Genomic DNA, 25,814 nt, shown 5'->3' with positions numbered 1-25,814 from the left:
GGCCTGAGGCGCGGGAATCGGGAGGTGGGACTCCGGTGCGGCCGGTTTGCCGGTCGGGTGTCCGGTCGGTTCTCAGGACGGCGCGCGAGGGTCAGCCGCGCCAGGGCAGCTCGGCCGTGACGCGGGTCGGGCCTCCCGGCGGGGAGTCGACGAGGAGGATGCCGTCGACGGCGTTCAGCCGCTCGGCGAGGCCCGCCAGGCCGGAGCCCTTCGCGACCGCCGCGCCTCCCATGCCGTCGTCCGTGACCTGTAGGAACAGCCGGTCCTCGGCGCGCCACACGTCGACGATCGCCCGGGTCGCCTGCGCGTGCTTGCTGATGTTCTGCAGCAGCTCGGAGACCGTGAAGTAGGCGATGCCCTCGATCGCGGGTGCCGGGCGGGACGGCAGGTCCACGTCGACCTGGACCGGGACCGTGCAGCGGGACGCCACCGCGGACAGTGCCGCGTCCAGGCCGCGGTCGGTGAGGACGGCCGGGTGGATGCCGCGCGCCAGGTCGCGCAGCTCCTGCAGTGCCGTCTTCACCTCGCCGTGCGCCTCGTCCACCATGCGTGCCGCAGCCTCCGGGTCCTTGGCCAGTTTCTCCTTGGCGAGCCCCAGATCCATGGCCAGCGCCACCAGGCGGGCCTGTGCCCCGTCGTGCAGATCGCGCTCGATTCGGCGCAGGTCGGCCGCGGCCGTGTCGACCACGACACCGCGGTCGGACTCCAGCTCCACCACCCGCGTGGCCAGCCGCGACGGCCCCAGCAGACCCGACACCAGCAGCCGGTCCACGGAGGTCAGGGCCCGCAGGATCCACGGCGTCGCCAGCGTGATCAGCAGGCCGACCAGCGCGGTCACGGTGATCTCGAACGGGTTGTCCAGGTAGACGCTGTGCGTGCCGTCGCCGTAGAGCTGGATGCCGCCCTCGCCCACGTACGCCGGGAAGACCCACTGCCACAGCGGGTACGTCAGCATCGCCCAGCCGAGGGACCAGAAGGACACCGCCACCGAGAAGGCGAACACGGCCCACGGGAAGTGCACGATCGCGTACAGCACATGCCGCCAGGAGGTGCCGCTCCGCAGCAGAGCCGCCCCCCGCGAGAGCGCGTTGCCGCGTCCCGGCCGCCGGACCGGCTTCGGGTCCGCCACGTCCAGGCGCAGCAGCGCCCTGGCCCGGGCCCGCTCCAGCGCGCCGAGCCCGCGGCAGCCGGCGAGCGCCGCGGCGAGCACCGGGATGCCGAGGAAGGTGATCAGGAGGCCCGCGCCGAGCGACAGCATCGTGACGGCGAAGGTGAACGTCAGGATGCTGACCGGCAGGCTCACCATCAGATAGCCGAACTCGCGCCAGGTGCGCCCCTCGAACGGCGCGCGCAGCCCCGCCGGCAGCAGGTGCCGCCGCGCCGGTTCCCCGTCGCCCGTCCCGCCGAAACCGGACCCGCCGAGCCGCCCGTACCCCTGTTCGTACTGCTGCCCGTACCCCTGCCCGTACTGCGTGGCCATCGCTGCCGCCCGTCCGTTTCTGCTCGGTGCCCGGCTGTCGTCGTCGTACATCAACAGTGCTGGCGGCGGAGCCCCCGGACCATGGAGTCCGTCGGCGTCTTGGGGCGGGGGTTTTCCCTACCCCCCGGCTCCCCGGGCGGGCGCTACGGTCTCGCGGGCGGGGTGTGGGCGCTACGCCCTCCCGGGCGCCGGATCGTCCGTCCGGTCCCGCCAGGGCAGTTCCGCCGTGATCGTGGTCGGGCCGCCCCCCGGGGAGTCGATCACGAAGAGACCGTCGACCGCGCCGAGCCGCTCCGCGAGCCCCGCCATCCCCGTACCGCCGTCCAGGCGCGCACCGCCGCGCCCGTCGTCCCGTACCTGGATCATCAGCCGCCGGTCCGCGCGCCACACCTCCACGGACGCGGAGCGCGCCCCGCTGTGCTTGCTGACGTTCTGCAGCAGCTCGGAGACCGTGAAGTACGCGATGCCCTCGATGGCGGCCGCCGGGCGTGCGTCCAGATCGGCGGTCACCTGCACCGGCACGGTGCAGCGCGATGCCACCGAGGACAGTGCCGCGTCCAGGCCGCGGTCGGTGAGGACGGCCGGGTGGATGCCGCGCGCCAGGTCGCGCAGCTCCTGCAGAGCCAGCTTCACCTCGCCATGGGCCTCCTCGACCATCGCCGCGGCCGCGTCGGGGTCCTCCAGGAGTTTCTCCTTGGCCAGGCCCAGCCCCATCGCGAGGTTCACCAGGCGGGCCTGCGCGCCGTCGTGCAGATCGCGTTCGATACGGCGCAGGTCGGCCGCGGCCGTGTCGACCACGACGCCCCGGTCCGACTCCAGCTCGGCGATGCGGCGCTCCAGCTCGTCGGAGGGCGACAGCAGCCCGCGCACCATCGCCCGGTCGGCGTTGGTGAGCCCGCGCGCGATGAACGGCAGGACCGGCCAGAGGACGAACAGCGACGTGAACGTGACCGTGAAGGTGAGCACGCCCCACGGAAGCCGTATGAACTCGTAGAGCACGGTGCGCCAGCCGACCGGGTCCTTCAGCGTCATCCACAGCTGCGGGAAGAACCCGCCGCGCCCGCGCAACGGCAGCGGACTCGGCTCGTCCACCCGCACCCCGAGCAGCAGCCTGGCCCGCGCCCGCTCCAGCCTGCCCAGCTGCCGCGCGCCCATCAGCCCGGCCGCGAGCAGCGGAAACCCGATCACCGTCACGGTCAGCCAGGCGCTGGTGAAGAGCACCGTCATCACGTAGATGAAGCCCAGCAGCGCCACCGGCAGGTTCGCGAGGAGATGGGCGATCTCCTTCCACGTCTGCCCGCCGAAGGCGAAGCGGGCGGGCGGCAGCTGCTCGTCGCTGTGCGCGGTGCTGTCCTCGGGGGCGGCTGCGGCTGCCCCGGCGGTGCCCGTGCCGGTTCGGGTGGTGGCGGTGCCGGCGCTGGAGCCGGTGCTGGTCCCTGCGGTCATGGCCGCCAGCGTGCCCGGTCGCGCGCCGTTGCGCCATGAGGTCCGCCGCCGAGGTTAACTGGGGATAACCCCACCTCGTGCGGGCCGCCGAGGGGGGCCCGCCGACTGCACGCATGACGGGCCGCTTACCGTTTCTTTAGCAGGCCCTAGACTCCCGTGCGTACAGATCGTCGAACACGGCCCATCACGGGGCGCAACGAAACGCCCGTCACCGGGTGCAACGAAGCCGCCCGGCACCGGGCGCAATGAGGGAACGAGGGGCGGACGTGCCGGAACCGACCGTTCTCGCGGCAGGCCACGTCGCTGCGGGCGACGTCGCGGGGGTTCACGTCGCCGTGGGCGAACTCGCAGGGGGACACGGCGTTGCTGCGGGCGGCCTCGGCTTTGCGGCGCCGGATGTCGCGCAGAGCGGCCTCGCGGCCGACTACTTCCAGTCGTACTCCGTGGTCGGTCTGCTCGCCCTCATCGGCGTGCTCTTCGTCGCCGTCGCGTTCGCCGCGGGGCGCCTGCTGCGCCCCGTCGTCCCCACGCCCGAGAAGCTGCTGACGTACGAGTGCGGCGTCGACCCGGTCGGCGAGGGCTGGGCGCACACCCAGGTCCGCTACTACGTCTACGCCTTCCTCTACGTGATCTTCGCCGTGGACTCGATCTTCCTGTTCCCGTGGGCCACGGTGTTCGCCGCGCCCGGTTACGGAGCGACGACGCTCGTGGAGATGTTCATCTTCCTCGGCTTCCTCGCCGTAGGCCTGCTGTACGCATACAAGAAGGGCGTCCTCACATGGACGTGACCCGGCCCGATACGGACGCGGCCCAGAACGCGGACGCGGTCCAGCCCGAGCCCGTACTGCTTCCCGAGCCCGTGCTGCTTCCCGAGCCGAAGAGGCTGGGAGCCCTGGCCCGGCTCGCCCCCGAGCCGATGAAGGTGATCCTCAACTGGGGCCGCCGCTACAGCCTGTGGGTCTTCAACTTCGGGCTCGCCTGCTGCGCCATCGAGTTCATCGCCGCGTCGATGGCCCGGCACGACTTCATCCGGCTCGGCGTGATCCCGTTCGCGCCCGGCCCGCGCCAGGCGGACCTGATGGTCGTGTCCGGCACGGTGACGGACAAGATGGCCCCGGCCGTGAAGCGCCTCTACGAGCAGATGCCCGAGCCCAAGTACGTCATCTCGTTCGGCGCCTGCAGCAACTGCGGCGGCCCGTACTGGGACTCGTACTCCGTGACCAAAGGCGTCGACCAGATCATCCCGGTGGACGTGTACGTGCCCGGCTGCCCGCCGCGTCCGGAGGCGCTGCTCCAGGGCATCCTCAAGCTCCAGGAGAAGATCGCGCGGGAGTCGCTGGGGGAGCGGTACGGGGCGGGTGCGGGCCGGCCTTCGGCAGCCGCGCTGCAGAGCGGCCTGGTGAAGCCCCCTGTTCAGCCGCCTGTTGCGGGGGAGGCGTCCGAGTGACCGGTTGGCTCACCGCCCCCGTCGAGGAACTCTTCGGTGCGGATGCGACGGCCGAGGAGTCGTACGACGTGCTGACCGTCGACGTGCCCCCGTCCTCCTGGACGGCGGCCCTGGAGACGGCGCGTTCCGTGCTCGGCTGCACCTACTTCGACTGGCTGAGCGCCGTCGACGAGCCCGGCACGGGCTTCCGCGTGTCCGCACACGTGGTGGCGCTGTCGCCAGTACGCCGCCTCCTCGTCCGTACGACCGTTCCGCACGACGCGCCCGTACTGCCGTCCGCCGTCGGCCTCTACGCGGGCGCGGCATGGCACGAGCGTGAGACCCACGAGATGTTCGGCGTGACCTTCGAGGGCCACCCGGGCCTGACGCCTCTGCTCCTGCCCGACGGTTTCGAGGGCCACCCGCTGCGCAAGGACTTCGTGCTGGCGGCGCGAGTCGCCAAGGCCTGGCCGGGCGCGAAGGAGCCGGGGGAGTCCGAGCACGGGGGTCCGAAGCGCCGCCAGATGCTGCCGCCCGGCGTGCCCGATCCCAACGAGTGGGGCCCGCTGAAGGGCCAGCTTCCCGCGGCTCCGGCCCGTCCCGCGCGCGGGGCTGCCCGCGCCGCGGGGGACCGCCCGGCTCGGCGTACGCGCACGGCGAGCGAGGGTTCGGCCAGCCAGGCAGGAGCGGCGGCTGCGGCGGCGACGGCCGGCTCGGCCGCTGCGGCTGAGCCTCCGGCCGGGCCGACGGGGGCAATTGTTGCTCCTGGGGCCAGTGGGCCCAGTGGGGCTACTGGGGCCTGTGGGGCGGCGGCCCCGCGCCGGTCGCGGAGTGCGAGCCAGGGCTCGGCGAGCCAGCGGGCTGCCGCAGCGGACGGTACGGCCACGGGTGCCTCGGCCGTGGAGGCTGAGGGCGCGCAGGCTGAGGGTGCCCCGGCGTCCCAGGCGCGCGAGGGTGCATCTCGCCCTGCCCGTAGCGCCGACGCGCCCTGGCACCATGCACGGCCCGCCTTCGACGAGTCGGACGACGACTCCGCGCAGAAGTCGGCAGAGCCGTCGGCCGAGGCCTCAGCTGAACCGGGACAAGTACCAGCTGAAGCCCAGGCACCGGAGTCCGAGCCCTCGGAGTCGAAGGGCCCCGAGTCCCCGGACAATCCCACCGACAGCACCGACAGCACCGACAGCACCGACAGCACCGACAGCACCGACAGCACCGACAGCACCGACAGCCCCGACAACCGCCCAGGAGGCCCGCAGTGAACGACGCGCTCGACGTCGCTCTGCGACTCCTCGTCGTCTTCGTCGTCTTCCTCACGCTGCCCCTGGTCATCGGGCAGACCGAGCACAAGGTGATGGCGCACATGCAGGGCCGCCTCGGCCCCATGTACGCGGGCGGCTTCCACGGCTGGGCGCAGCTCGTCGCCGACGGTGTGAAGTTCGCGCAGAAGGAAGACGTCGTACCGGCCGGCGCCGACCGCCGTGTCTTCCAGCTCGCCCCCGCTGTCGCGCTCCTCCCTTACCTTCTCGTCCTCGTCGCCATCCCGATCGGCCCGAGCGAGAGCGCCGTCGGCCAGATCGTCGACGCGGGCATCTTCTTCGTACTCGCCGTCATGGGCGTAGGCGTGCTCGGCTCGCTCATGGCCGGATGGGCGTCCGCCAACAAGTTCTCCCTCCTCGGCGGCCTCCGCACCGCCGCGCAGCTCCTCGCGTACGAGCTGCCGATGCTGCTCACCGCCGCCTCGGTGGCGATGGCGGCGGGGACCGTGTCGCTCCCGGGCATCGTCAACGCCTTCGAGTGGTGGTGGCTGCCCTGGCAGATCGTGGGCGCCATCGTCTTCTTCGTCGCGGGCCTCGCCGAGCTCCAGCGTCCGCCCTTCGACATGCCGGTCGCCGACTCGGAGATCATCTTCGGTGCCTACACCGAGTACACGGGCCTCCGTTTCGCTCTGTTCCTGCTCGCCGAGTACGCCGGCATCGTCGTCCTGTGCGGCCTCACCACCGTCCTGTTCCTCGGCGGCTGGCACGGTCCGTGGGGCGCCGACGGGCTCGGCTGGGTGTGGACCCTCCTCAAGTCGGCCGTGCTCGCCTTCATCGTGATCTGGCTGCGCGTGACCTACCCGCGGCTGCGCGAGGACCAGCTCCAGAAGCTCTCCTGGACCGTCCTCATCCCGCTCGCCCTCGCCCAGATCGCCCTCACCGGCGTCGTCAAGGTGGTGATCCCGTAACCGTGGCCGAGTCCCTTCCGCCCACCACACGGTCCCGCATTCCCGGTTCCGGCCTCGCCAAGGGCCTGGCCGTCACCCTCCGCACGATGACGAGGAAGTCCGTCACCGCGCAGTACCCGGACGTCCAGCCCGAGCTTCCGCCGCGCACTCGCGGTGTCATCGGCCTGTTCGAGGAGAACTGCACCGTCTGCATGCTGTGCGCACGCGAGTGCCCTGACTGGTGCATCTACATCGACTCCCACAAAGAGACGGTCCCGGCCGCCGCACCCGGCGGACGCGAACGCAGCCGCAACGTCCTCGACCGCTTCGCCATCGACTTCTCGCTCTGCATGTACTGCGGTATCTGCATCGAGGTGTGTCCTTTCGACGCGCTGTTCTGGTCCCCGGAGTTCGAGTACGCCGAGACCGACATCCGCGACCTCACCCACGAGCGCGACAAGCTCCGCGAGTGGATGTGGACGGTCCCGGCCCCGCCCGCCCTCGACCCCGGAGCGGAAGAGCCCAAGGAGCTGGCCGCAGCCCGCAAGGCCGCGGAGAAGCTGGCCGCCGCCCAGGAGCCGCCCGCGGCTCCCGAGGCTTCCGGCGCCCCCGAGGCTTCCGGCGCCCCCGAGGTGTCCGGTGGCCCCTCCGCCTCCGGCACTCCTGGAGAGGAGGGATCCGCGTGACCCTCGCAGCGAGCAGCCACGGCTTCCTCTCCCCGACCGGCGTCGAGATCGCCTTCCTGCTGGTCGGGATCGTCACGCTCGGCGCGGCGGCCATAACCGTCACCACCAAGCAGCTGGTGCACGCCGCCCTGTGGCTGGTGGTGGCGCTCGGCGGCCTCGCCGTCGAGTACCTCCTGCTGACCGCCGAGTTCATCGCCTGGGTGCAGGTCCTCATCTACGTCGGTTCCGTCGTGGTCCTCCTCCTGTTCGGACTGATGCTCACCAGGGCGCCCATCGGCCGCTCCCCGGACGCCGACTCCGGCAACCGGTGGGCGGCGCTCACCGTCGCCGGCGCCGCGGCCGTCGCCCTGGTCTGGGTCGTCGTCGACGCCTTCCGTACGACCTGGATCGACCTGGACGCCGCGGCAGCCGCTGTCGCCGGCTCCGACGGCTCGACCGCCGTGACCGGCGCCAGCCTCTTCAAGAACTGGGTGCTGCCGTTCGAGGCGCTCTCGGTCCTGCTCCTCGCCGCCCTCGTCGGCGCCATCGTCCTGTCCCGCAAGGCGGCAGCCGAGGGCGAACGACCCGAGGAATCGCCGGACAGGGCGCAGTCCGGGGACAAGGCGCCGGCCGAGGACAAGACACCGTCCATGGGCACAGCGGCCTCCGAGGGCAAGGCGGCGTCCGGCAAGGAAGGGGTCCGCTGATGCATCTCGCCTATCCCGCCGTGCTCTCCGTCCTCCTCTTCTGCACCGGCCTGTACGGCGTCCTGGCCCGCCGCAACGCGATCCTGGTGCTGATGTCCGTCGAGCTCATGCTCAACGCCGTCAACCTCAACCTCGTCGCCTTCGACGTCTGGCTCAGCCAGGCCGCCCGCGACACCCTCCACTCAGGCCAGGCGCTCACCCTCTTCACGATCACCATCGCCGCCGCCGAGATCGGCATCGGCCTCGCGATCGTGCTGGCCGTCTACCGTGCCCGGGGCACCTCAGACATCGACAAGCTCCGCGACACCGCCGAGACGCGCCCCGGTCCCGGGGACGACGGCACCGAACCGGCCGCCCCCGCCATGGCAGAGAACACCGAGGCCGCCGCGTGACCACCACGACCCTTGCCGTACTCGTCCCCCTCCTTCCCTTTCTGGGTGCCGCGGCCGGCCTCCTGCTCGGCCGCACCGCTCCCGGCTTCGTGCGCCCCCTGGCCGTCCTGCCCACCCTGCTCTCGACGGTCCTCGCGGTGCTGGTCGCCGCCCGTCAGGCCGGCGGACCGGCCATCGACGCGGCCACCGAGCTCACCCCCACCGGCTCGGTCCCCATCGAACTCGCCCTGCACCTGGACGGCTTCGCGGTCCTCGTCGCCGTACTGGTCGGCGTGGTCGCGTCCTGCGTGCAGATCTACTCCACGGGCTATCTGCGCGACGACCCGCGCTACCCCTCGTACGCGGCGCTCATCTCCCTCTTCACCTCCGCGATGCTGCTCGTCGTCTACTCCGGCGACCTGATCGTGCTGCTGGTCGGCTGGGAGGTCATGGGCATTTGCTCGTACTTCCTCGTCGGCCACTACTGGGAGACGCCCGAGGCACGGGCCGCGTCCCTGAAGGCCTTCCTGGTCACCAAGCTCGGCGACGTCCCCTTCCTCTTCGGTCTGTTCGCGCTCGCCACCGACGCCGGGTCGTTCCGCATCACGAAGGTCCTCGGCGCCGTCGCGAGCGGCAGCCTCGACCACCCGACGCTGATCGCTCTGCTGCTCCTGGCGGGCGTCGCGGGCAAGTCCGCACAGTTCCCGCTCCACACCTGGCTGCCCGACGCGATGGCCGGCCCGACGCCGGTCTCCGCGCTGATCCACGCCGCGACGATGGTTGCGGCCGGCGTCTACTTCATCGCCCGGCTCCTCCCCGTGTTCATGGCGTCGGCGGCCGCCCTGGTCGTCCTCGCCGTGATGGCCGCCGTCACGATGACCGGCTCGGCGCTGGCCGCGCTCGCCCAGGACGACATCAAGCGCGTCCTTGCCTACTCGACCATCGGCCAGCTCGGCTACATGACCGGCGCCCTGGCCGTCGGTGACCGCGGTGCGGCCGTCTTCCACCTCCTCGCGCACGGCGCCTTCAAGGCGCTCCTGTTCCTCGCCGCGGGCGTGATCATCCACGCCGCCGGCACCAACTCGCTGGCCGCCATGTCCCGCATGCGGGACCTGCGCAGCCGCGTCCCCGATGCCTACTGGACGATGACCGTGGCGCTGCTGGCACTCGCCGCGATCCCGCCGTTCGCCGGGTTCTTCTCCAAGGAGGCCGTGCTGGGGGCAGCCGAGCACGCGGCCTCCGGTGAGGCGGCTGCCGTACCCGCATCGGCGGGCTGGGTCGTGCTCGTCTCCGGACTGATCACCGCCCTCCTCACCGCCGCCTACGCCACCCGGCTGTGGCTCCTCGCCTTCCGGGGCCACGGCGCCGAGGCCCCGGACCACGGCAAGCAGCCCGTGGTCATGAATGCCGTCCTGTGGGTGCTCGCCCTGCCGTCCCTCGCCTTCGGGCTCACTGTGGGGTTCCTGCCCGACTGGTTCGACGGCCGCGACCTCACCCCGACCCTCACCACCTCCGTGCTCGGCACAGGTCTGGCCCTGGTCGGCGGACTGGTCACCTATGGCGCCTGGCGGCACACGACGGCGCTGGCAGCCCGGGTCCCCCTGGGTGCGGTCGCGGCTCACCCGGAGGCGGACGCCGGCGTGGTCGAGGCCGAAGCCATCGCGAGCCACGCCCCCGCGTACGGAGACGTGGCCTACGCCCCCGACCCGGCCGACCCCGGCCGTCTGCTGCTCGGCCCGCTGCACCGCCACGCGGCCGTCGGCTTCCACCTCGACGCCGTCTACACGGCCCTGTTCGTACGCCCCGTACGCGCCGCCGCCGAACTGGTCCGCTTCCTCGACCGCGAGGTCGTCGACACCTACGTACGCGCTGCGGGCACCGCCCCGCGCTGGCTCGGCACGGCCGTGCGCCGCGCCCAGACCGGCAATGTGCAGACCTACCTCAGCGCGCTGCTCGCCGGCTCCGCCGTCCTGGCGATCGTCGCCGTCCTCGTCGCCACCAGGGGAGCGTGAGCAGCCGTGATCGATATCAGCGAATCCATGATGCAGTTCCTTCTTGCGTTCGTCGTCGTCGGCCCGCTCATCGGCGCCGTCGCCGCTCTCCTGCCCGCCCCGCCCGGGCTGAAGGGGAAGTCGCCCGAGCAGGCCGTGCTCCGCCACGGCGTGACCGTGACCGGCGCGGTCCTCGCCGCCGCCATCGTCCTGGCGCTCGGCTTCGACCACGACCAGCCTTCGAAGATGCAGGCCACGACCGACATCAGCTGGATCCCCGCACTCGACGTGCGGATCCACCTCGGCATCGACGGCATCTCGCTCCCCCTCCTTGTGATGACGGCGCTGCTGACCTTCCTCTGCGCGCTGTACAGCTACTTCAAGATGCCTGCGGGCCCGTCCCCCAAGGCATTCGTCGCTCTGATCCTCGTGCTCGAGTCCGGCACCCTCGCCACCTTCGCCGTCCTCGACCTGCTGCTGTTCTTCCTCGCCTTCGAGATGGTGCTCATCCCGATGTACTTCCTCATCGCCCGCTGGGGCGGCGAGGGACGGGGCCCGGCCGCGTGGAAGTTCATCCTCTTCACGCTGCTCGGCTCCGTCGTGATGCTGCTGGGCCTCCTCCTCGTCGGGCTCAACTCAGGCACGTTCGACATGGTGGCACTCGCCACTGACAACGGCCGGTCGCTCACCACATCCGTGCAGGTCATCGCCGTTCTGGCGATCGGCATCGGGCTCGCGGTCAAGACCCCGATGTGGCCGCTGCACAGCTGGCTGCCGGACGCCCACACGGCCGCGCCCACGGTCGGCTCGGTCCTGCTCGCCGGCGTCCTGCTGAAGATGGGCACCTACGGGTTCGTGCGCATCCTGCTGCCGATCACTCCCGACGGGATGCACACCTTCGCGCCCTACCTCGCCGCCTTCGCGGTCGTCGGCATCATCTACGGGTCCCTCGCCTGCCTCGCCCTGGCAAGGCAGGGCGCGAAGGGCGACCTCAAGCGCCTCATCGCGTACTCCTCCGTGGGCCACATGGGCTTCGTGCTGCTCGGCATCGCCACGTTGACCCCGACCGGCGTCAACGGCGCGCTGTTCGCCAACATCGCCCACGGCCTCATCACCGGCCTGCTGTTCTTCCTGGTCGGCGCCCTCAAGGACCGCACCGGCACGACGGACCTCGACACCCTCTCCCAGGAGACGGGGGCCGCCCTCTACGGCCGCGCCCCCCGCTTCGGCGGCCTGCTCGCCTTCGGCGCGGTGGCTTCGCTCGGACTGCCGGGCCTCGCGGGGTTCTGGGGCGAGATGCTCGCCCTGTTCGGCGCGTTCCAGCCCGCCCAAGGCCTCAGCCGGCCCGCGTTCCTGACCTTCATGGTGTTCGCGGGCCTCGGCACCCTGCTCACCGCCGCCTACATGCTCGTCGTCGTACGCCGCGTCTGCATGGGATCCACCGAGCAGGAGCGCCGAGCGGTCCCCGACATCCAGGGCTACGAGTTCGCCGCCTGGACGCCCCTCGTCGCCCTCACCGTCATCGCCGGACTCTGGCCCGCGGTCCTCCTCGGCCTCACCGACCCGGCCGTGCAGCAGCTCCTCGCAGGAGGCACCCGATGAGCTCCCTGGTCCAGTCCGTCGACTGGCTCGCGATTGCGCCGCCGACCATCGCCGCGTTCGTCGGACTCGTCGTCCTGGTCGCCGACCTGTTCGTACGCGACGACAGGAAGGCCGTCCTCGGCTGGGTGTCCATCGCGGGACTCGCCGCGGCCACGCTCTCACTGCTGCCCCTGCTGGACGGCGACCGCTCCACCTTCTGTCTGCGGCACAACGCGTCCGTCTGCAGCTACACCGTCGACCGCTTCACACTCGTCATCCAGTTCCTCGTCCTCGGCGGAGCCCTGCTCGCGGCCCTGATGTCGGCGAGCGCCCTGAAGGACGCCAAGGACTCCGGAAGGGAACTCCCCGAAGGGGAGTTCTGGTTCCTGCTGCTCTCCTCCACCGCGGGTGCCGCCCTGCTGCCCGCATCCCGCGACCTCGCCACCCTCGTCGTCGCCCTCGAGGTCGCCTCGCTGCCCGCCTTCGCCCTGGTCGGCCTCAAGCGGGGCGACAAGCGGTCCGCGGAAGCGGCACTGAAGTTCTTCCTGTCGTCCGTCGCCGCGACCGCCGTGACCCTCATGGGCGTCAGCTTCCTCTACGCCTCGACCGGCACCCTGTATCTGACCGAGACCGCATCGGCACTCCGACACGTCGACGGGCAACTCCACACGCTCGCCCAGGCTGGTGTCGTCCTGACCCTCGTCGGCTTCGCCTTCAAGACGGCCGCCGTGCCCTTCCACTTCTGGGTGCCGGACACCTACATCGGGGCGCCCCTGCCGGTCGCCGCGTACCTGTCCGTCGTCGGCAAGGCGGTCGGCTTCTCCGGGCTGATCCTCGTCACCGTCGTCGCCCTTCCCTCGTACGCCGACGTGTGGGGCCCCGCGCTCGCCGTCCTCGCCGCGCTCACCATGACGGTGGGCAATGCCGGCGCGCTGCGGCAGCAGGCCACGCGCGCGTACAGCGCGGTCCGGCTGCTCGCCTGGTCGTCCGTCGGCCAGGCCGGCTACCTGCTGGTACCGATCGCCGCCGCCGGCTACTCCAAGGACGCCGAGAAGGCCATCGGCTCCACCGTCGCGTACGCCCTCATGTACGCAGCCGTGAACCTCGGCGCCTTCGCCGTGGCCGCTCTCGTCGCCCGTGCCAAGCCGCTCAACCGCATCAGCGACTACCGCGGCCTCTATGCGGGGCGGCCGGTGGCGGCCCTGGCGCTGGCCTTCTTCCTGCTCTGCCTCGCGGGACTGCCGCCGGGCATCATCGGCCTGTTCGCGAAGGTCACGGTCTTCTCGGCCGCGGTCGACGCCGGTCTCGGGTGGCTCGCGGTGGTCATGGCCGTCAATGTCGTGATCGCGCTCTACTACTACCTGCAGTGGACCGCGCTGCTCTTCCGCGCGCCGGAGGGAGAACCCGAGCGGCACCGCGTTCCGGCCCCGCTGACGGCCGCGATCGCACTGACCGCCGTCCTCGGCATCGCCCTCTCCGGGGCACCCCAGATCGTCCTGCGCTTCGCGGGCACCGGGCTGTTCTGAGTCGCGCAGACACGACTCAACCGGCACGCGCGCGTGGCCCGTCACCCGGACGGCCCATGCGCGCCGCTGCACGCACAAGGGAACTAGTACTTCCCGCCTGGCGTTGACCCGTACGGGAGGTTCCACTGGACAGTGGCAGCACCAGCCACCGGACCGTGGAAGCTCCAGAGCGTCAACAACGCAGAGGGTTCCCCCGCCGCACCACCAGGAGGGCGTACCGTGCACCGCCGGCACAACGGGCTGAAGACCGCCGTACTCCTCGGGGGACTGTCCGCACTCATCCTCGTCATCGGCAGTTTCTTCGGGCGTACGGGCCTGATCGTCGCCCTTTTCATCGCGATCGGCACGAACGCGTACGCCTACTGGAACAGCGACAAGCTCGCGCTGCGCGCCATGCGTGCGCGCCCGGTCAGCGAGTTCGAGGCACCAGGGCTCTACCGCATGGTCCGCGAGCTCTCCACACAGGCGCGCCAGCCCATGCCCCGGCTGTACATCTCGCCGACGGTCGCGCCGAACGCGTTCGCCACCGGACGCAACCCGCGCAACGCCGCCGTCTGCTGCACCGAGGGCATCCTCAAGATCCTCGACGAACGCGAGCTCCGGGGCGTGATCGGCCACGAGCTCAGCCATGTCTACAACCGCGACATCCTCATCTCATCGGTCGCGGGCGCCCTCGCCTCCGTGATCATGTTTCTGGTCAACTTCGCGTGGCTGATCCCGGTCGGCCGCTCGGACAACGACGAGGGCCCCGGCATCCTCGGCATGCTGCTGATCATGATCCTGGGGCCGCTCGCCGCCAGCATCATCCAGCTGGCGATCAGCCGCTCCCGCGAGTACGAGGCGGACGCGTCCGGCGCCCGGCTCACCGGCGACCCGCTCGCCCTCGCCAGTGCGCTGCGCAAACTCGACGCCGGGACCAAGCAGTTGCCGCTGCCGCCCGAGCCCCGCCTCGAGACGGCGAGCCACATGATGATCGCCAACCCGTTCCGTCCGGGTCAGGGAATGTCGAAGATGTTCTCCACACACCCGCCGATGGCGGAGCGCATCGCCCGGCTCGAACAGATGGCAGGTCGACGCCGATGAAGACCGTCCTGAACGTCATCTGGCTTGTGTTGAGCGGTTTCTGGCTGTTCCTCGGCTACGTGCTCGCGGGACTGATCCTGTGCCTCACGATCATCGGCATCCCGTTCGGCATAGCGGCGTTCCGCATAGGCGTCTACGCCCTGTGGCCCTTCGGCTATACGACGGTCGAGCGCAGGGACGCGGGCGCGCCCTCCTGCGTCGGCAATGTCCTCTGGCTGGTCCTCGCGGGCTGGTGGCTCGCGCTCGGCCACATCACGACCGGCATCGCCCTCTGCCTCACGATCATCGGCATCCCCCTGGGCATAGCCAACTTCAAGCTCATACCGGTCTCGTTGCTGCCGCTGGGCCGCGAAATCGTCCGCACGGACCAGCCGTTCGCCCGGGCAAGCTGGTAGCGGGCGGCGCGGGGGTGCAGCCGCCGAAGTACGCACTGGCCCCGTACGACGCCGAAGAGCCCGAACACGATCAGATCTGGGCCCTGTGCGCGGACGCGGAAGATCTCTTCGCCGACCCACCCCTGCCCGAGCGCGCGCGCCTCGAACTGCTCGGCTGCGCGCCCGAGGGACAACTGAGCGCTGCCCTCGCCCGGGCTCACTCGGATGGATCCGCACCGCTCGGCCTCCTGGCCTTCGAGATCCTCGACAAGGCGGGCAACCGGGTGGGCGAGTGGCGCCTGGAGGACGTACGCGTCCTCGGCGACCGCCCCTGCGCCCCGGACCTTTCGCTGCGCGACATCACCGTTGAGGCGCGCGAGGACGACAGCCGGCGCGACTACCCGGCACGGCCCCCGCTGTCCCCGGGCTACCGGCTGTTCGGCGGGCGCGCCGAACCGTACGGCCGCTGCCGGGACCTGGCCCACGTCGGCGAGCCGTACCCCGACCCGCAGGAGCCCCCGCTGCGGCTGCTCGGCTGCGCTCCGCGAGGAGTCCTGCGGGCGGCCTTGGACGCGGGCGACGAGGAACTCGGCCACGCCAAGGTCCTGCGTCTCGACGCCTTCGGGCGAACGCTCCAGTACGCCGTTGAGGGCGAGCTCACGGCCTGGATCCCCTCGGCGCACGGCCGCGGACTGATCGATCTCACCCTGGAACCCTGGTCGGAGCGGCCTCCGCACGCGGCTCGTACGGTCTGGGACCTGTGGTGGGACGGCATTCCGGCCGAGCCGAACCTGTGGGCGCACTGCGACACCGCGAGCCGCGACTTCTGGCTCGGGACCGCCCTGGCCAGGCACAACAGCCGCAGGCCGGAGGCGGAGCCCGGCACCGCCCACCACCTCGACGGCCGCCACATCACCGACGCGCCCGGCTTCTACTGCGCACTGGGCGAGGCGGTGAACGGCCCGGGCGGGTACTTCGGCCGGAACCTCGACGCCCTGGAGGACTGCCTGCGCGGCGGGTTCGGCGCCCGGCGGCCCTTCACCCTGGTCTGGCACGACGCCCACGTCGCCCGCACCTGTCTCGGCGTGACCCCGCAGACCCATGGCCGCTCGCCGGCCTTCGAGGAACTGCTCGGCCATCTGGCCGAGATGGGGGTCGAGGTGGTCCTGGCCTGACCGGCGTGCACACGCACGCCGACCAGCTCCAGCACCGGCCCACTCACCTTGCCGAGCCGCTCACCAGCGCCGAGCCGCTCACTGCGCCGACCGGCGCCGCACCGCGTACGTGACCATCCCCACGGCCAGCACACCGATACCCGCGGCCACCGATAGGACCGGCAGGGAGAAGGCCAGCAACAGGCAGCCGACCAGACCCACTACGGAGAGTGCCCTTCGGGAACTCAAAGTGCAGGCCGAGACGTTGGCAATGGCGTAGTAGACGAGCACCCCGAAGGAGGAGAAGCCGATGGCACCGCGCACGTCGACCGTCGCAGCCAGCACCGCGACCACCGCCCCCACGGCGAGCTCCGCCCGGTGCGGCACCTGGAACCGGGGATGCACGGCGGCCAGGGCGCCCGGCAGATGCCGGTCCCGTGCCATGGCGAGCGTCGTCCGCGACACGCCCAGGATCAGCGCGAGCAGCGACCCGAGCGCCGCCACGGCCGCACCGACCCGCACCACGGGAGCCAGACCCGGTACTCCCGCGGCACGCACCGCGTCGGCCAGCGGCGCGGACGCATCGGCAAGACCGCCGGACCCCAGCACCGAGAGGGCCGCCACGGCCACAGTGGCGTATATACAGAGCGCGATACCGAGAGCCAGCGGGATCGCGCGCGGAATGGTGCGTGCCGGATCGCGCACCTCCTCACCCAGCGTCGCGATACGCGCGTACCCGGCGAAGGCGAAGAACAGCAGCCCGGCCGCCTGAAGCGCCCCGGCAGCCGTGGCGTCGGCCCCGACGTCCAGCCGCCCGAAGTCCGCTTCCCCCGACCCCAGACAGGCCACGGCAACCGCCGCGAGCACCGCCACCACCACGGCGACGATCGCCCTCGTCAGCCACGCGGACTTCTGCACCCCGCCGTAGTTGACGGCGGTCAGCGCCACGACGGCGGCGACGGCGACCGCATGCGCCTGCCCGGGCCACACGTACGCTCCGACGGTCAGCGCCATCGCCGCGCACGAGGCGGTCTTGCCGACGACGAACGCCCACCCGGCCAGATATCCCCAGAACTCGCCGAGCCGCTCCCGCCCGTACACATACGTCCCACCGGATGCCGGATACAGCGCGGCCAGCCGCGCCGAAGACATCGCATTGCAGTACGCGACCACGGCGGCGAGCCCGAGCCCGAGCATCAGTCCCGACCCGGCGGCACCCGCCGCCGGCCCCAGAGCCGCGAAGATTCCCGCCCCGAGCATCGACCCCAGCCCGATGACCACGGCGTCGAAGACGCCCAGCGTCCTCCGCAGCTCCTGTGTCATGCGAGCCCCTGTCTCATGTGCCGCGCCCTCATGTCATATGTCGCGCTCGTGTGTCATGCGCCGCACCTTACTGATCACCGGAACTGAGCGCCGCCCGCAGACGTCATCCCAGACAACAGCGCACGAATGCCGCGCAGGAAAGGCAGGTTCAGGGCATGAGCATCATCAGCTGGATCGTTCTGGGGTTGCTGGCCGGTGCCATCGCCAAATTTCTGCTGCCCGGACGCGACCCGGGCGGCTTCATCGGCACGACCCTCATCGGCATCGCAGGGGCCTTCGTCGGTGGCTGGATCTCGGCCCGCTACCTCCACCGCCCGGTCGTCAACGACTTCTACGACGGAGCGACCTGGGCCTCCGCGATCGGCGGTTCCCTGGTCCTGCTGATCGCCTACCGCCTCCTGTTCGGGAACTCCCGCCGCTGACCCGAGACCGCAGCCGGAAGCGGCGGAGGGCGGCACCGTTCCGGGTGCCTCCCTCCGCCGCGCGATCAACAGACCTCAGGCCGTGACCGAAACGAACTACCGGTAGTTCACGAACTGCAGCGCGAAATCGAAGTCCTGGCCCTTCAGCAGCGCGATCACGGCCTGCAGGTCGTCGCGGCTCTTCGAGCTGACACGCAGTTCTTCGCCCTGCACCTGTGCCTTCACGCCCTTCGGGCCCTCATCGCGAATGATCTTCGCCACCTTCTTCGCGTTCTCCTGGGAGATGCCCTCCTCGATCGACGCGAAGATCTTGTACTCCTTGCCGGACAGCTGCGGCTCGCCCGCATCCAGCGCCTTCAGCGAGATCCCGCGCTTGATCAGCTTGGACTGGAACACATCGAGGACGGCCTTCACCCGGTCCTCGGAGTTCGCCTGCATCAGGATCTTGTCGCCGGACCAGGCGATCGACGCGCCGACGTTCTTGAAGTCGTAGCGCTGGGAGATCTCCTTCGCGGCCTGGTTGAGGGCGTTGTCGACCTCCTGCCGCTCGACCTTCGAGACGATGTCGAAACTGGAGTCGGCCATGTCCTGTGGCTCCTTGTATCGGGGTGCGTAGGGGCGGCCGCCGGTCCCGTTGGCCGCATCAGCAAAGCCTAGCCACCAGGGCGCGAGCAGGTACTGATCAATAGGGTGGCGAAGCACCCCCACGCATCAGGTATCGTTTACGTCGTTGCCACGGAGCACCGCGAAAGCGGCTCAACGGCAGCGATACCCGGCGGTGTGCCCGAGCGGCCAAAGGGAGCAGACTGTAAATCTGCCGGCTCAGCCTTCCCAGGTTCGAATCCTGGCGCCGCCACGCTGAGGGAGACCCCCTCCGACTGCGACAACGCAGTCGGAGGGGGTTTCTTCATGCGCTCAGGGCTGACGTACATCCATCCTGCTCACCAGCCCGGCGCTCGTGAAGGAATAGACGTGTTCGACCGGCGCGTCGGCCCAGTGGTCGCCCGTCTTGTCGCGCATGCCGGTCCGGACCGTCGCGACGACCCGCCGGGATCGGTCCGGGGGTGCCTCGGCACCCGGCTTCTGCTCGTCGAGCCGCAGCCCCTCCAGCCGTACGAGAGGCGTTCCGGCGGCGAACTGGCGTGCCCAGTATGCGAATACCTCCTCGTGGCCGTGGAGGCGGATGCCGTCGAGGACATTCGGCCAGTCCACGTCCGGGGCGAGCGCGGCGGCCAGGACGGCCTCGCGCTCATCGGTGCTGAACACCTCGTACATCCGGTGGAGCAGGGCGGCCTGCTGGGCCGGTACTTCCTGTTGCCCCAGGGGCTCTTCGGTGCTCATGGGCGGGCGCTCCTCGCTTGGAAAGGGCGTGGCGGACGAGGTGTCGAGAGGGCCGGATGCCTCAGCCAAGCATCAGCCAAGCACCGGCCCTCCCCGCGCTTCCCGCGTTGTGTCCACAGCGAACACCCAGCGAACGCCTTACGCCGAAGGCGAACGCACCCGTCGCCCGTCGCCCTGCCTCAGTTCCCCGCCACGGACTTCACCGCCACCGACACCGGCGTCGAACCGCTGATCAGCTCCAGTGTCAGGCCCGCGGTCGCCGGCGTGTCGACCAGTTCGGCCAGCACCGCCGCGACGTCGTCCCGCGGGACCGGCCCGCGTCCGGTGTGGGCCTCCAGGCGTACGAGACCGGTTCCGGCGTCGTTCGTCAGCATGCCGGGCCGGAGGATCGTCCAGTCCAGGCCCGCCCGCCCGCGGATGTCGGCGTCGGCCTCGCCCTTGGCCCGCTGATAGGCGTCGAAGACCTCGTCGCCCTGGTGGGCGGGATCGGCGCCCATCGACGAGACCACCAGATACCGCCGCACTCCGGCCCGTTCCGCCGCGTCCGCGAAGAGAACCGCCGCCGCGCGGTCCACCGTTTCTTTTCGCGCGGCGCCGCTACCAGGCCCCGCGCCCGCCGCGAAGACGGCCGCGTCCGCGCCCTGCAGATGCCCCGCAACCTCCTCCACGGAAGCGGACTCGAGATCGCACAGAATCGCTTCGGCCCCCGCCGTCTCCAGGTCGGATGCTTGTTCGGCGTTGCGGATGAGCCCCGCGACCTCGTCCCCGCGCGCAGCGAGCAACCGCTCCAGCCGCAGCGCGATCTGACCGTGCCCTCCAGCAATGACAATGCGCATGCTTCCGACCGTACGCCGGGCTGTACGAGATCGCCGTGTGGCCGGTACGGACGCCCGCGGCCGCCGACTCGCCCACCCGTCCCGGCGAGTTGAGCCGGCCGGCGACGCACGGCGCTCGAGCCGGCCCTCACGGTGAATCGCAGCCCTTCGAGCGCCCCTGCCGCGGCAGGTCGAGCGCCACCGCCGCCGCCGAGTCGCAGTACTCGCGTACCGCGCTGGTCCGCGCCACCACGCGCCCCCGATGCACCACGATGCGGCTGTACGCGAGCGAGAGCGCACCTGCCAGCTGGTCGCCTCGCACAGCCAGCAACTCGGCCGGAAAACCCGCCTCCACACGCACCTCGGGCAGTCCCAGCACAGCCCGGGCCCGGGCGCTCACCGTGTCGTACGCCTCCTCGGGGCGCAGCCCCTCCTGCGCGGCCAGCAGATACGCGGCCTCGAGCGGATCCCCACGCCCGACCGGATTGGACACGTCCCGAAGCGCGCCGCTGCCGGCCGCGACGCGCACCCCGGCTGCCCGCAGCAGTCGTACCGGGGCCGCGCCGCCACCCAGCACGCCACCACCCCCGCATCCGCCCTGCGGAAGGGACACCACGCTCACCCCGGCCGCGGCGAGCTGGTCCGCGCTGCGCGACGCCGTCTCGGTGGGCAGCCGCCCGAGCCCGGTGCACGGCCCGATCGTCACTCCGGGCCGGAGCCCGCCCGCCATGGCCGCGAGCCGGGAAAGCCGCGCCGGATCATCCGCGTCCGTGTGCAGATCGACAGGGCAGCCGTGCTCCGCGGCGACCTCCAGTACCGCCTCCACATAGCCCGCCGGATCAGGGTCGAGGTCGGGGCAGCCGCCGATCACGGAGGCGCCCATCTTGACCGCGTCCCGCAGCATCGCGAGCCCGTCCTCCCCGGCCACGCCCGTCAGGAGCCGGGGCACCGCCACCGCCATCAGATCGACCAGGCCGCGCAGCGACCGCCGCGCCTGCAGCACCGCCTCCATCGGCCCCAGCCCCTGCACATCGCCGATCCGCACATGCGAACGCAGTGCCGTCGCACCGTGCCCGAGCTGAAGCAGGGCGGCCTCGGTGGTCCGCCGCTGCACGTCCTGGACCTCGTACGACACCGGGCCGGGCGTCTCGGCCGAGAGCGCCGAGTCGCTGTGGGCGTGCGGCTCCGCGGGCGCGGGCAGCAGGAGATAGCCGGTCAGGTCCACGCGGGCAGCGGGCACGGTCAGACTGCCCGCCGTGCCGACCGCCTCGATACGCCCCCCGCTGAGCCGTACGTCCACGGTCCGGCCATCGGTCAGACGTGCGCCGCAGAGCAGCACTGCCGTGCCGTCCCCGACCGACCGGTCGCCGCTGCCGCTGCCCGACCGGCCCGATGAACCCGATGAACCGGATGAACCGGACGAGCCCGCGGATCCCGGGGAGTCCGAAGCGCCCCCTGAGCCCGGGGTGCCGGGGGAGTCGGGCTGCTGCGGCTGGCTGTCGGGCATCGCGCTCCTGGGACTCGAAGGACGGCTGCAGGCGTCATGTCGAACGCGGCGACGTGCGCAAGATCACGCAGCGTGAGTCGAGCCTAGGGTGACGGCTGGTCCGCTTCGAGGAGGAGCGCAATAGTCGTACCGGCGTGGTGCGGCCGGACGAGGCCCGGTGCGGCGGGACGGCAGGGCCGGACAAGGCCGAGGGGGCCGGAGCCGGACAAGGCCGGCGCGACGGGCGGCGGGACGGCACGGCTGAGGCGCCCTGGCGCGACCGCTGTGGCTGGAGAGACGACTGAGCGCGGCGAGAGTCGGCTGGTGCGGGGCCCGGTGGGCCCGCAGAGAGGCATTGTCACCGGCGTACGGCAGGGCGGGGGAAACGGATTTGGGCGATCGGTGGGCGAGCGTGTAATGTCTTCATCGCTCGCCCCAATAGCTCAGTCGGCAGAGCGTCTCCATGGTAAGGAGAAGGTCTACGGTTCGATTCCGTATTGGGGCTCTGGTGTGTGAGGTTCCCGTCGCAAGGCGGGAACGGATCGCATCACAGCGGTGTAGCTCAGTCGGTAGAGCAAGCGGCTCATAATCGCTGTGTCACCGGTTCAAGTCCGGTCACCGCTACTGACAGTAGCCGATTGCGGGGTCGGTCCTTCGATCGGCTACTCTTTCTTGCGTTAATTCATCCCATCCGTTCGTCAAGGAGCACTCACGTGGCTGCCACCGACGTCCGCCCGAAGATCACGCTGGCCTGCGTGGAGTGCAAGGAGCGGAACTACATCACCAAGAAGAACCGGCGCAACAACCCGGACCGTCTTGAGATGAAGAAGCACTGCCCGCGTTGCAACGCGCACACCGCGCACCGCGAGACGCGATAAAACAGGCTCGTACGCGAGGCCGTCCCCTCTCCGGGGGCGGCCTTGCGTCGTTCCGGGGGGCGCCGCGTCCATATCGGGGACGGCCTCGCGTCCTTACCGGGTCATCCGTGGAACCCTGACCGGGCAGCCGGCCGGTGCCGAGTGCGCGAGCCGTGCGAGCCAGTGAAAGCCGTGGAAACCAGGAGGTGCCGAGCCCATGGCGCTCGACCAGTCCTTCGTCGGGCGGTCCTACCCGCCCACCGACCCCTATGAGGTCGGCCGGGAGAAGATCCGCGAGTTCGCGGAGGCGGTGGGGGACGCCAACCCCGCGTACACCGACCCGGACACCGCCAAGGCGCTCGGCCACGCCGATGTGATCGCGCCACCGACCTTTGTGTTCGCCATCACCTTCAAGGCCGCGGGCCAGGTCGTCGAGGACCCGCAGCTCGGCCTGGACTACAGCCGCGTCGTGCACGGCGACCAGAAGTTCGCCTACACGCGCCCGGTGCGCGCGGGCGACCGCCTCACGGTCACCTCGACCATCGAGGCCATCAAGTCCCTCGCGGGCAACGACATCCTGGACATCCGCGGCGAGGTCCACGACGAGGCCGGCGAGCACGTCGTGACGGCCTGGACCAAGCTCGTGGCCCGTGCGGCGGAGGAGGCATGACGGTGAGCACGGCGGCGAAGATCGCCTACGACGACGTCGAGGTCGGCACGGAACTCCCGGCCCAGACCTTCCCCGTGACCCGCGCCACGCTGGTGCAGTACGCGGGCGCCTCCGGTGACTTCAACCCGATCCACTGGAACGAGAAGTTCGCCAAGGAGGTCGGGCTGCCGGACGTCATCGCGCACGGCATGTTCACCATGGCCGAGGCCATCCGCGTCGTCACCGACTGGGTGGGGGACCCGGGAGCCGTCGTCGAGTACGGCGTGCGGTTCACCAAGCCGGTCGTCGTCCCGAACGACGACCAGGGCGCGGTGATCGAGGTCAGCGGCAAGATCGCGGCCAAGCTCGACGACAACCGCGTACGCGTCGACCTCACGGCCACCTCCGGAGGCCAGAAGGTGCTGGGCATGTCCCGGGCGGTCGTACAGCTGGCCTAGGAGACGCGACGTTCGTCACGTGGTCGGCGACGACCGGTGACGAACTGCCGCGGCGACTGGGCAGGCACTGCAGCGTCTGGAGCGGCCTGTAGGGGCCCGCCTCGAGAACGGCCCCGCCTGAGCCGCGGGGCCGTTCTCGTACTCTGGTGCGCGTGCAGGAACTCCACGACGCCCCTCTCGCCCCACTGACCACCTTCCGGCTCGGCGGCCCCGCGAACCGCCTGATCACGGCGACCACCGACGACGAGGTGGTCGCCGCCGTCCGCGAGGCCGACGACGCAGGCACCCCGCTGTTGCTCATCGGCGGCGGATCGAACCTGGTCATCAGCGACGAGGGCTTCGCCGGTACGGCCCTGCGCATCGCCACGCGCGGCTTCGCACTCGAGGGTACGGAGCTGGAACTGGCCGCCGGCGAGGTGTGGACCGATGCGGTGGCCCGTACGGTCGAGGCGGGTCTCGCAGGCATCGAGTGCCTGGCCGGAATCCCGGGTTCTGCGGGCGCGACGCCCATCCAGAACGTCGGTGCGTACGGCCAGGAGGTGTCGTCGACGATCAGCGAAGTGATCGCGTACGACCGCAGGGCGCGCGAAACGGTCACCATTCCGAACGCCGAGTGCGACTTCTCGTACCGCCACAGCCGCTTCAAGGCCGATCCCGAACGGTTCGTGGTGCTGCGCGTCCGGTTCCGGCTGGAGGACGCGGACGGGCTCTCCGCTCCGCTCAGGTACGCCGAGACGGCCCGCGCGCTGGGTGTCGGGCCCGGCGACCGCGTACCGCTCGCCGACGCCCGCGAGACCGTGCTCAAGCTGCGCACCGGCAAGGGCATGGTGCTCGACCCCGAGGACCACGACACCTGGTCGGCGGGGTCGTTCTTCACCAACCCGATCCTCACCGCGGAGCAGCTCGCGGCCTTCCACGCGCGCGTGGCCGAGCGTCTGGGCCCCGACGCCAGCGCACCCGCCTATCCCGCGGGCGACGGCCTCACCAAGACCTCCGCCGCCTGGCTCATCGACAAGGCAGGGTTCCACAAGGGCTACGGCGACGGGCCCGCGCGGATCTCCACCAAGCACACGCTGGCCCTCACGAACCGGGGCGCCGCCACGACCGAGGACCTGCTGGCCCTCGCCCGCGAGGTCGTCGCCGGCGTGCGGGATGCTTTCGGCATCACGCTGGTCAACGAACCGGTGACGGTGGGCGTCAGCCTCTGAGGGATCCCCAGGGGGTCGTCAGCAGGCTGTCAGCGGAACGCCGTCAACCGGCCAGCCACTCGTCGATCCCCGCCAGCAGCTTCTCCCGTACGCCCGCGGGGGCGGCGGAGCCGCGCACCGACTGCCGTGCCAGCTCGGCGAGTTCGGCGTCGGTGAAGCCGTGGTACGAGCGCGCGATCTCGTACTGCGCGGCCAGCCGGGACCCGAAGAGCAGCGGGTCGTCGGCGCCCAGCGCCATCGGCACCCCGGCCTCGAACAGCGTCCTCAGCGGCACGTCCTCCGGCTTCTCGTACACGCCGAGGGCGACGTTCGACGCCGGGCACACCTCGCAGGTCACTCCGCGCTCCGCGAGCCGCTTCAGCAGGCGCGGATCCTCCACGGACCGCACCCCGTGCCCGATGCGGTGCGCATGCAGGTCGTCCAGGCAGTCGCGCACGGAGGCCGGACCGGTCAGCTCGCCGCCGTGCGGCGCCGACAGCAGCCCGCCTTCGCGCGCGATGGCGAACGCGCGGTCGAAGTCGCGCGCCATGCCCCGCCGTTCGTCGTTGGACAGCCCGAAACCGACGATGCCGCGATCGGCGTAGCGCACGGCGAGCCGCGCCAGCGTCCGGGCGTCCAGCGGGTGCTTCATACGGTTCGCCGCGACCAGGACGCGCATGCCGAGCCCCGTGTCGCGCGAGGCCCTGTCCACGGCGTCCAGGATGATCTCCAGGGCCGGGATGAGACCGCCGAGGCGTGGCGCATAGGACGTCGGATCGACCTGGATCTCCAGCCACCCGGAGCCGTCCTTCAGGTCCTCCTGGGCGGCCTCGCGCACCAGCCGCTGGATGTCCTCGGGCTCACGCAGACAGGCCCGCGCCGCGTCGTACAGCCGCTGGAAGCGGAACCAGCCGCGTTCGTCGGTGGCCCGCAGCTTGGGCGGTTCCCCGCCGGTCAGCGCGGACGGCAGGTGGATGCCGTACTTGTCGGCCAGTTCGAGCAGGGTGGTGGGCCGCATCGACCCGGTGAAGTGCAGGTGCAGATGTGCCTTCGGCAGCTGACTCACGTCACGTACTACGCGCTCCATCCGGAGATCTTGCCGCACACAGGTGTCGCGCCGGTAGCCGCTTTCCCTGTTCGTGGCCTTGCTCGAACGAAGAAACGGGTGGGCGCCCGGAATTCTCCGTCGCCGCCCTGGACCAGCTGGCGTCCACCCCGCCACCGGCCGATCCGAAGAAGCGCTGCCGGGTGCTGTATATCTCCCCGCTC

26 protein-coding genes and 3 tRNA genes are annotated in these 25,814 nt (G+C 71.1%); 21 read left to right on the top strand and 8 right to left on the bottom strand.

Annotation, left to right across the window (positions count from 1 at the left end; all coding sequences use genetic code 11):
• Positions 1 to 91: 91 nt before the first annotated feature.
• Complete coding sequence (locus tag ACWD4J_RS23395; RefSeq protein ID WP_451397361.1) at positions 92 to 1,480, bottom strand: sensor histidine kinase; 1,389 nt, start codon at positions 1,478 to 1,480, stop codon at positions 92 to 94.
• 171 nt (positions 1,481 to 1,651) lie between these two features.
• Positions 1,652 to 2,926, bottom strand: coding sequence for a sensor histidine kinase (locus ACWD4J_RS23390; protein WP_451397360.1), 1,275 nt, complete (start codon positions 2,924 to 2,926; stop codon positions 1,652 to 1,654).
• A gap of 443 nt (positions 2,927 to 3,369) precedes the next feature.
• Between ACWD4J_RS23390 and ACWD4J_RS23385 the strand changes: the two genes are divergently transcribed.
• The 13 genes from ACWD4J_RS23385 to ACWD4J_RS23325 all read left to right on the top strand — a co-directional run bounded on the left by ACWD4J_RS23385 (position 3,370) and on the right by ACWD4J_RS23325 (position 16,028).
• Entirely contained in the window at positions 3,370 to 3,714 is a 345-nt protein-coding gene (locus ACWD4J_RS23385; protein WP_451397448.1) for an NADH-quinone oxidoreductase subunit A, read from the top strand.
• A complete protein-coding gene (locus ACWD4J_RS23380) occupies positions 3,705 to 4,373 on the top strand; it encodes an NADH-quinone oxidoreductase subunit B (RefSeq protein WP_451397359.1) in 669 nt (222 codons plus the stop codon). The genes ACWD4J_RS23385 and ACWD4J_RS23380 overlap by 10 nt, the downstream gene beginning before the upstream one ends.
• Positions 4,370 to 5,611: an NADH-quinone oxidoreductase subunit C gene (locus tag ACWD4J_RS23375; RefSeq protein WP_451397358.1), complete on the top strand. Its 1,242-nt coding sequence runs from the start codon at positions 4,370 to 4,372 to the stop codon at positions 5,609 to 5,611. The genes ACWD4J_RS23380 and ACWD4J_RS23375 overlap by 4 nt, the downstream gene beginning before the upstream one ends.
• On the top strand, positions 5,608 to 6,576 hold the full coding sequence (locus tag ACWD4J_RS23370) for a complex I subunit 1/NuoH family protein (protein ID WP_451397357.1): 969 nt from the start codon (positions 5,608 to 5,610) through the stop codon (positions 6,574 to 6,576). Before ACWD4J_RS23375 ends, ACWD4J_RS23370 begins: the two co-directional genes overlap by 4 nt.
• Before the next feature lie 86 nt (positions 6,577 to 6,662).
• Positions 6,663 to 7,241, top strand: coding sequence for a NuoI/complex I 23 kDa subunit family protein (locus ACWD4J_RS23365; protein WP_451397447.1), 579 nt, complete (start codon positions 6,663 to 6,665; stop codon positions 7,239 to 7,241).
• Entirely contained in the window at positions 7,238 to 7,927 is a 690-nt protein-coding gene (locus tag ACWD4J_RS23360) for an NADH-quinone oxidoreductase subunit J family protein (RefSeq protein WP_451397356.1), read from the top strand. The genes ACWD4J_RS23365 and ACWD4J_RS23360 overlap by 4 nt, the downstream gene beginning before the upstream one ends.
• Entirely contained in the window at positions 7,927 to 8,319 is a 393-nt protein-coding gene (gene nuoK / locus ACWD4J_RS23355; protein WP_451397355.1) for an NADH-quinone oxidoreductase subunit NuoK, read from the top strand. The genes ACWD4J_RS23360 and nuoK overlap by 1 nt, the downstream gene beginning before the upstream one ends.
• Positions 8,316 to 10,310, top strand: coding sequence for an NADH-quinone oxidoreductase subunit 5 family protein (locus ACWD4J_RS23350; protein ID WP_451397354.1), 1,995 nt, complete (start codon positions 8,316 to 8,318; stop codon positions 10,308 to 10,310). Before nuoK ends, ACWD4J_RS23350 begins: the two co-directional genes overlap by 4 nt.
• Positions 10,311 to 10,316: 6 nt before the next feature.
• Entirely contained in the window at positions 10,317 to 11,891 is a 1,575-nt protein-coding gene (locus ACWD4J_RS23345) for a complex I subunit 4 family protein (RefSeq protein WP_451397353.1), read from the top strand.
• Positions 11,888 to 13,396, top strand: coding sequence for an NADH-quinone oxidoreductase subunit N (locus ACWD4J_RS23340; protein WP_451397352.1), 1,509 nt, complete (start codon positions 11,888 to 11,890; stop codon positions 13,394 to 13,396). The genes ACWD4J_RS23345 and ACWD4J_RS23340 overlap by 4 nt, the downstream gene beginning before the upstream one ends.
• A 219-nt stretch (positions 13,397 to 13,615) precedes the next feature.
• Complete coding sequence (htpX, locus tag ACWD4J_RS23335) at positions 13,616 to 14,479, top strand: zinc metalloprotease HtpX (protein WP_451397351.1); 864 nt, start codon at positions 13,616 to 13,618, stop codon at positions 14,477 to 14,479.
• Entirely contained in the window at positions 14,476 to 14,874 is a 399-nt protein-coding gene (locus ACWD4J_RS23330) for a YccF domain-containing protein (RefSeq protein WP_451397350.1), read from the top strand. The genes htpX and ACWD4J_RS23330 overlap by 4 nt, the downstream gene beginning before the upstream one ends.
• Positions 14,875 to 14,888: 14 nt before the next feature.
• Complete coding sequence (locus ACWD4J_RS23325; RefSeq protein WP_451397349.1) at positions 14,889 to 16,028, top strand: barstar family protein; 1,140 nt, start codon at positions 14,889 to 14,891, stop codon at positions 16,026 to 16,028.
• A gap of 78 nt (positions 16,029 to 16,106) precedes the next feature.
• Here ACWD4J_RS23325 and ACWD4J_RS23320 read toward each other — a convergent pair whose 3' ends face one another.
• A complete protein-coding gene (locus ACWD4J_RS23320) occupies positions 16,107 to 17,330 on the bottom strand; it encodes an APC family permease (protein ID WP_451397348.1) in 1,224 nt (407 codons plus the stop codon).
• Between the two features lie 155 nt (positions 17,331 to 17,485).
• On the opposite strand from ACWD4J_RS23320, the gene ACWD4J_RS23315 reads away from it, so the two are divergent.
• Entirely contained in the window at positions 17,486 to 17,752 is a 267-nt protein-coding gene (locus ACWD4J_RS23315) for a GlsB/YeaQ/YmgE family stress response membrane protein (RefSeq protein WP_451397347.1), read from the top strand.
• Between the two features lie 96 nt (positions 17,753 to 17,848).
• Here ACWD4J_RS23315 and ACWD4J_RS23310 read toward each other — a convergent pair whose 3' ends face one another.
• The gene (locus ACWD4J_RS23310) at positions 17,849 to 18,337 is read right to left on the bottom strand and encodes a YajQ family cyclic di-GMP-binding protein (protein WP_451397346.1); all 489 of its coding nucleotides are present in this window, start codon (positions 18,335 to 18,337) and stop codon (positions 17,849 to 17,851) included.
• A gap of 189 nt (positions 18,338 to 18,526) precedes the next feature.
• On the opposite strand from ACWD4J_RS23310, the gene ACWD4J_RS23305 reads away from it, so the two are divergent.
• Positions 18,527 to 18,608 (top strand) — tRNA-Tyr (locus tag ACWD4J_RS23305).
• Positions 18,609 to 18,667: 59 nt separating this feature from the next.
• Here the strand turns inward: ACWD4J_RS23305 and ACWD4J_RS23300 are convergent.
• The 3 genes from ACWD4J_RS23300 to ACWD4J_RS23290 form a co-directional block, all read right to left on the bottom strand.
• The gene (locus tag ACWD4J_RS23300; RefSeq protein ID WP_451397345.1) at positions 18,668 to 19,093 is read right to left on the bottom strand and encodes a nuclear transport factor 2 family protein; all 426 of its coding nucleotides are present in this window, start codon (positions 19,091 to 19,093) and stop codon (positions 18,668 to 18,670) included.
• A 179-nt stretch (positions 19,094 to 19,272) separates the two neighbouring features.
• Positions 19,273 to 19,929 (bottom strand): NAD(P)H-binding protein, encoded by a 657-nt coding sequence (locus ACWD4J_RS23295; protein ID WP_451397344.1) that lies wholly within the window; start codon positions 19,927 to 19,929, stop codon positions 19,273 to 19,275.
• 127 nt (positions 19,930 to 20,056) lie between these two features.
• Positions 20,057 to 21,415 (bottom strand): amidohydrolase family protein, encoded by a 1,359-nt coding sequence (locus ACWD4J_RS23290; RefSeq protein WP_451397343.1) that lies wholly within the window; start codon positions 21,413 to 21,415, stop codon positions 20,057 to 20,059.
• A 411-nt stretch (positions 21,416 to 21,826) separates the two neighbouring features.
• On the opposite strand from ACWD4J_RS23290, the gene ACWD4J_RS23285 reads away from it, so the two are divergent.
• The 6 genes from ACWD4J_RS23285 (at position 21,827) to ACWD4J_RS23260 (ending at position 24,566) form a co-directional block, all read left to right on the top strand.
• A tRNA-Thr gene (locus tag ACWD4J_RS23285) sits at positions 21,827 to 21,899 on the top strand.
• Positions 21,900 to 21,945: 46 nt separating this feature from the next.
• Positions 21,946 to 22,018, top strand: a tRNA-Met gene (locus tag ACWD4J_RS23280).
• 89 nt (positions 22,019 to 22,107) lie between these two features.
• Entirely contained in the window at positions 22,108 to 22,272 is a 165-nt protein-coding gene (gene rpmG / locus ACWD4J_RS23275) for a 50S ribosomal protein L33 (protein ID WP_003948671.1), read from the top strand.
• 196 nt (positions 22,273 to 22,468) lie between these two features.
• Positions 22,469 to 22,921, top strand: a complete 453-nt coding sequence (locus ACWD4J_RS23270) for an FAS1-like dehydratase domain-containing protein (protein WP_451397342.1) — start codon at positions 22,469 to 22,471, stop codon at positions 22,919 to 22,921.
• A complete protein-coding gene (locus ACWD4J_RS23265) occupies positions 22,918 to 23,358 on the top strand; it encodes a MaoC family dehydratase (protein WP_451397341.1) in 441 nt (146 codons plus the stop codon). The genes ACWD4J_RS23270 and ACWD4J_RS23265 overlap by 4 nt, the downstream gene beginning before the upstream one ends.
• Before the next feature lie 152 nt (positions 23,359 to 23,510).
• A complete protein-coding gene (locus tag ACWD4J_RS23260) occupies positions 23,511 to 24,566 on the top strand; it encodes a UDP-N-acetylmuramate dehydrogenase (RefSeq protein ID WP_451397340.1) in 1,056 nt (351 codons plus the stop codon).
• Positions 24,567 to 24,609: 43 nt separating this feature from the next.
• Here ACWD4J_RS23260 and ACWD4J_RS23255 read toward each other — a convergent pair whose 3' ends face one another.
• A complete protein-coding gene (locus ACWD4J_RS23255; RefSeq protein WP_451397339.1) occupies positions 24,610 to 25,632 on the bottom strand; it encodes an adenosine deaminase in 1,023 nt (340 codons plus the stop codon).
• Between the last annotated feature and the right edge of the window lie 182 nt (positions 25,633 to 25,814).

This window comes from Streptomyces sp. NPDC002577 (assembly GCF_053594815.1).
The sequence above is the reverse complement of the archived record's forward strand: the minus strand, read 5'-3'. Positions and strand labels throughout refer to the sequence as shown.

Coding starts and splice junctions, on each gene's coding strand:
- nuoK (WP_451397355.1), top strand. CDS start 7,927: ATGCATCTCGCCTATCCCGCCGTGCTCTCCGTCCTCCTCTTCTGCACC.
- ACWD4J_RS23395 (WP_451397361.1), bottom strand. CDS start 1,480: ATGGCCACGCAGTACGGGCAGGGGTACGGGCAGCAGTACGAACAGGGG.
- ACWD4J_RS23270 (WP_451397342.1), top strand. CDS start 22,469: ATGGCGCTCGACCAGTCCTTCGTCGGGCGGTCCTACCCGCCCACCGAC.
- ACWD4J_RS23265 (WP_451397341.1), top strand. CDS start 22,918: ATGACGGTGAGCACGGCGGCGAAGATCGCCTACGACGACGTCGAGGTC.
- ACWD4J_RS23255 (WP_451397339.1), bottom strand. CDS start 25,632: ATGGAGCGCGTAGTACGTGACGTGAGTCAGCTGCCGAAGGCACATCTG.
- ACWD4J_RS23310 (WP_451397346.1), bottom strand. CDS start 18,337: ATGGCCGACTCCAGTTTCGACATCGTCTCGAAGGTCGAGCGGCAGGAG.
- ACWD4J_RS23300 (WP_451397345.1), bottom strand. CDS start 19,093: ATGAGCACCGAAGAGCCCCTGGGGCAACAGGAAGTACCGGCCCAGCAG.
- ACWD4J_RS23330 (WP_451397350.1), top strand. CDS start 14,476: ATGAAGACCGTCCTGAACGTCATCTGGCTTGTGTTGAGCGGTTTCTGG.
- ACWD4J_RS23390 (WP_451397360.1), bottom strand. CDS start 2,926: ATGACCGCAGGGACCAGCACCGGCTCCAGCGCCGGCACCGCCACCACC.
- ACWD4J_RS23380 (WP_451397359.1), top strand. CDS start 3,705: ATGGACGTGACCCGGCCCGATACGGACGCGGCCCAGAACGCGGACGCG.
- ACWD4J_RS23365 (WP_451397447.1), top strand. CDS start 6,663: ATGACGAGGAAGTCCGTCACCGCGCAGTACCCGGACGTCCAGCCCGAG.
- ACWD4J_RS23320 (WP_451397348.1), bottom strand. CDS start 17,330: ATGACACAGGAGCTGCGGAGGACGCTGGGCGTCTTCGACGCCGTGGTC.
- ACWD4J_RS23315 (WP_451397347.1), top strand. CDS start 17,486: ATGAGCATCATCAGCTGGATCGTTCTGGGGTTGCTGGCCGGTGCCATC.
- ACWD4J_RS23340 (WP_451397352.1), top strand. CDS start 11,888: ATGAGCTCCCTGGTCCAGTCCGTCGACTGGCTCGCGATTGCGCCGCCG.
- ACWD4J_RS23295 (WP_451397344.1), bottom strand. CDS start 19,929: ATGCGCATTGTCATTGCTGGAGGGCACGGTCAGATCGCGCTGCGGCTG.
- ACWD4J_RS23290 (WP_451397343.1), bottom strand. CDS start 21,415: ATGCCCGACAGCCAGCCGCAGCAGCCCGACTCCCCCGGCACCCCGGGC.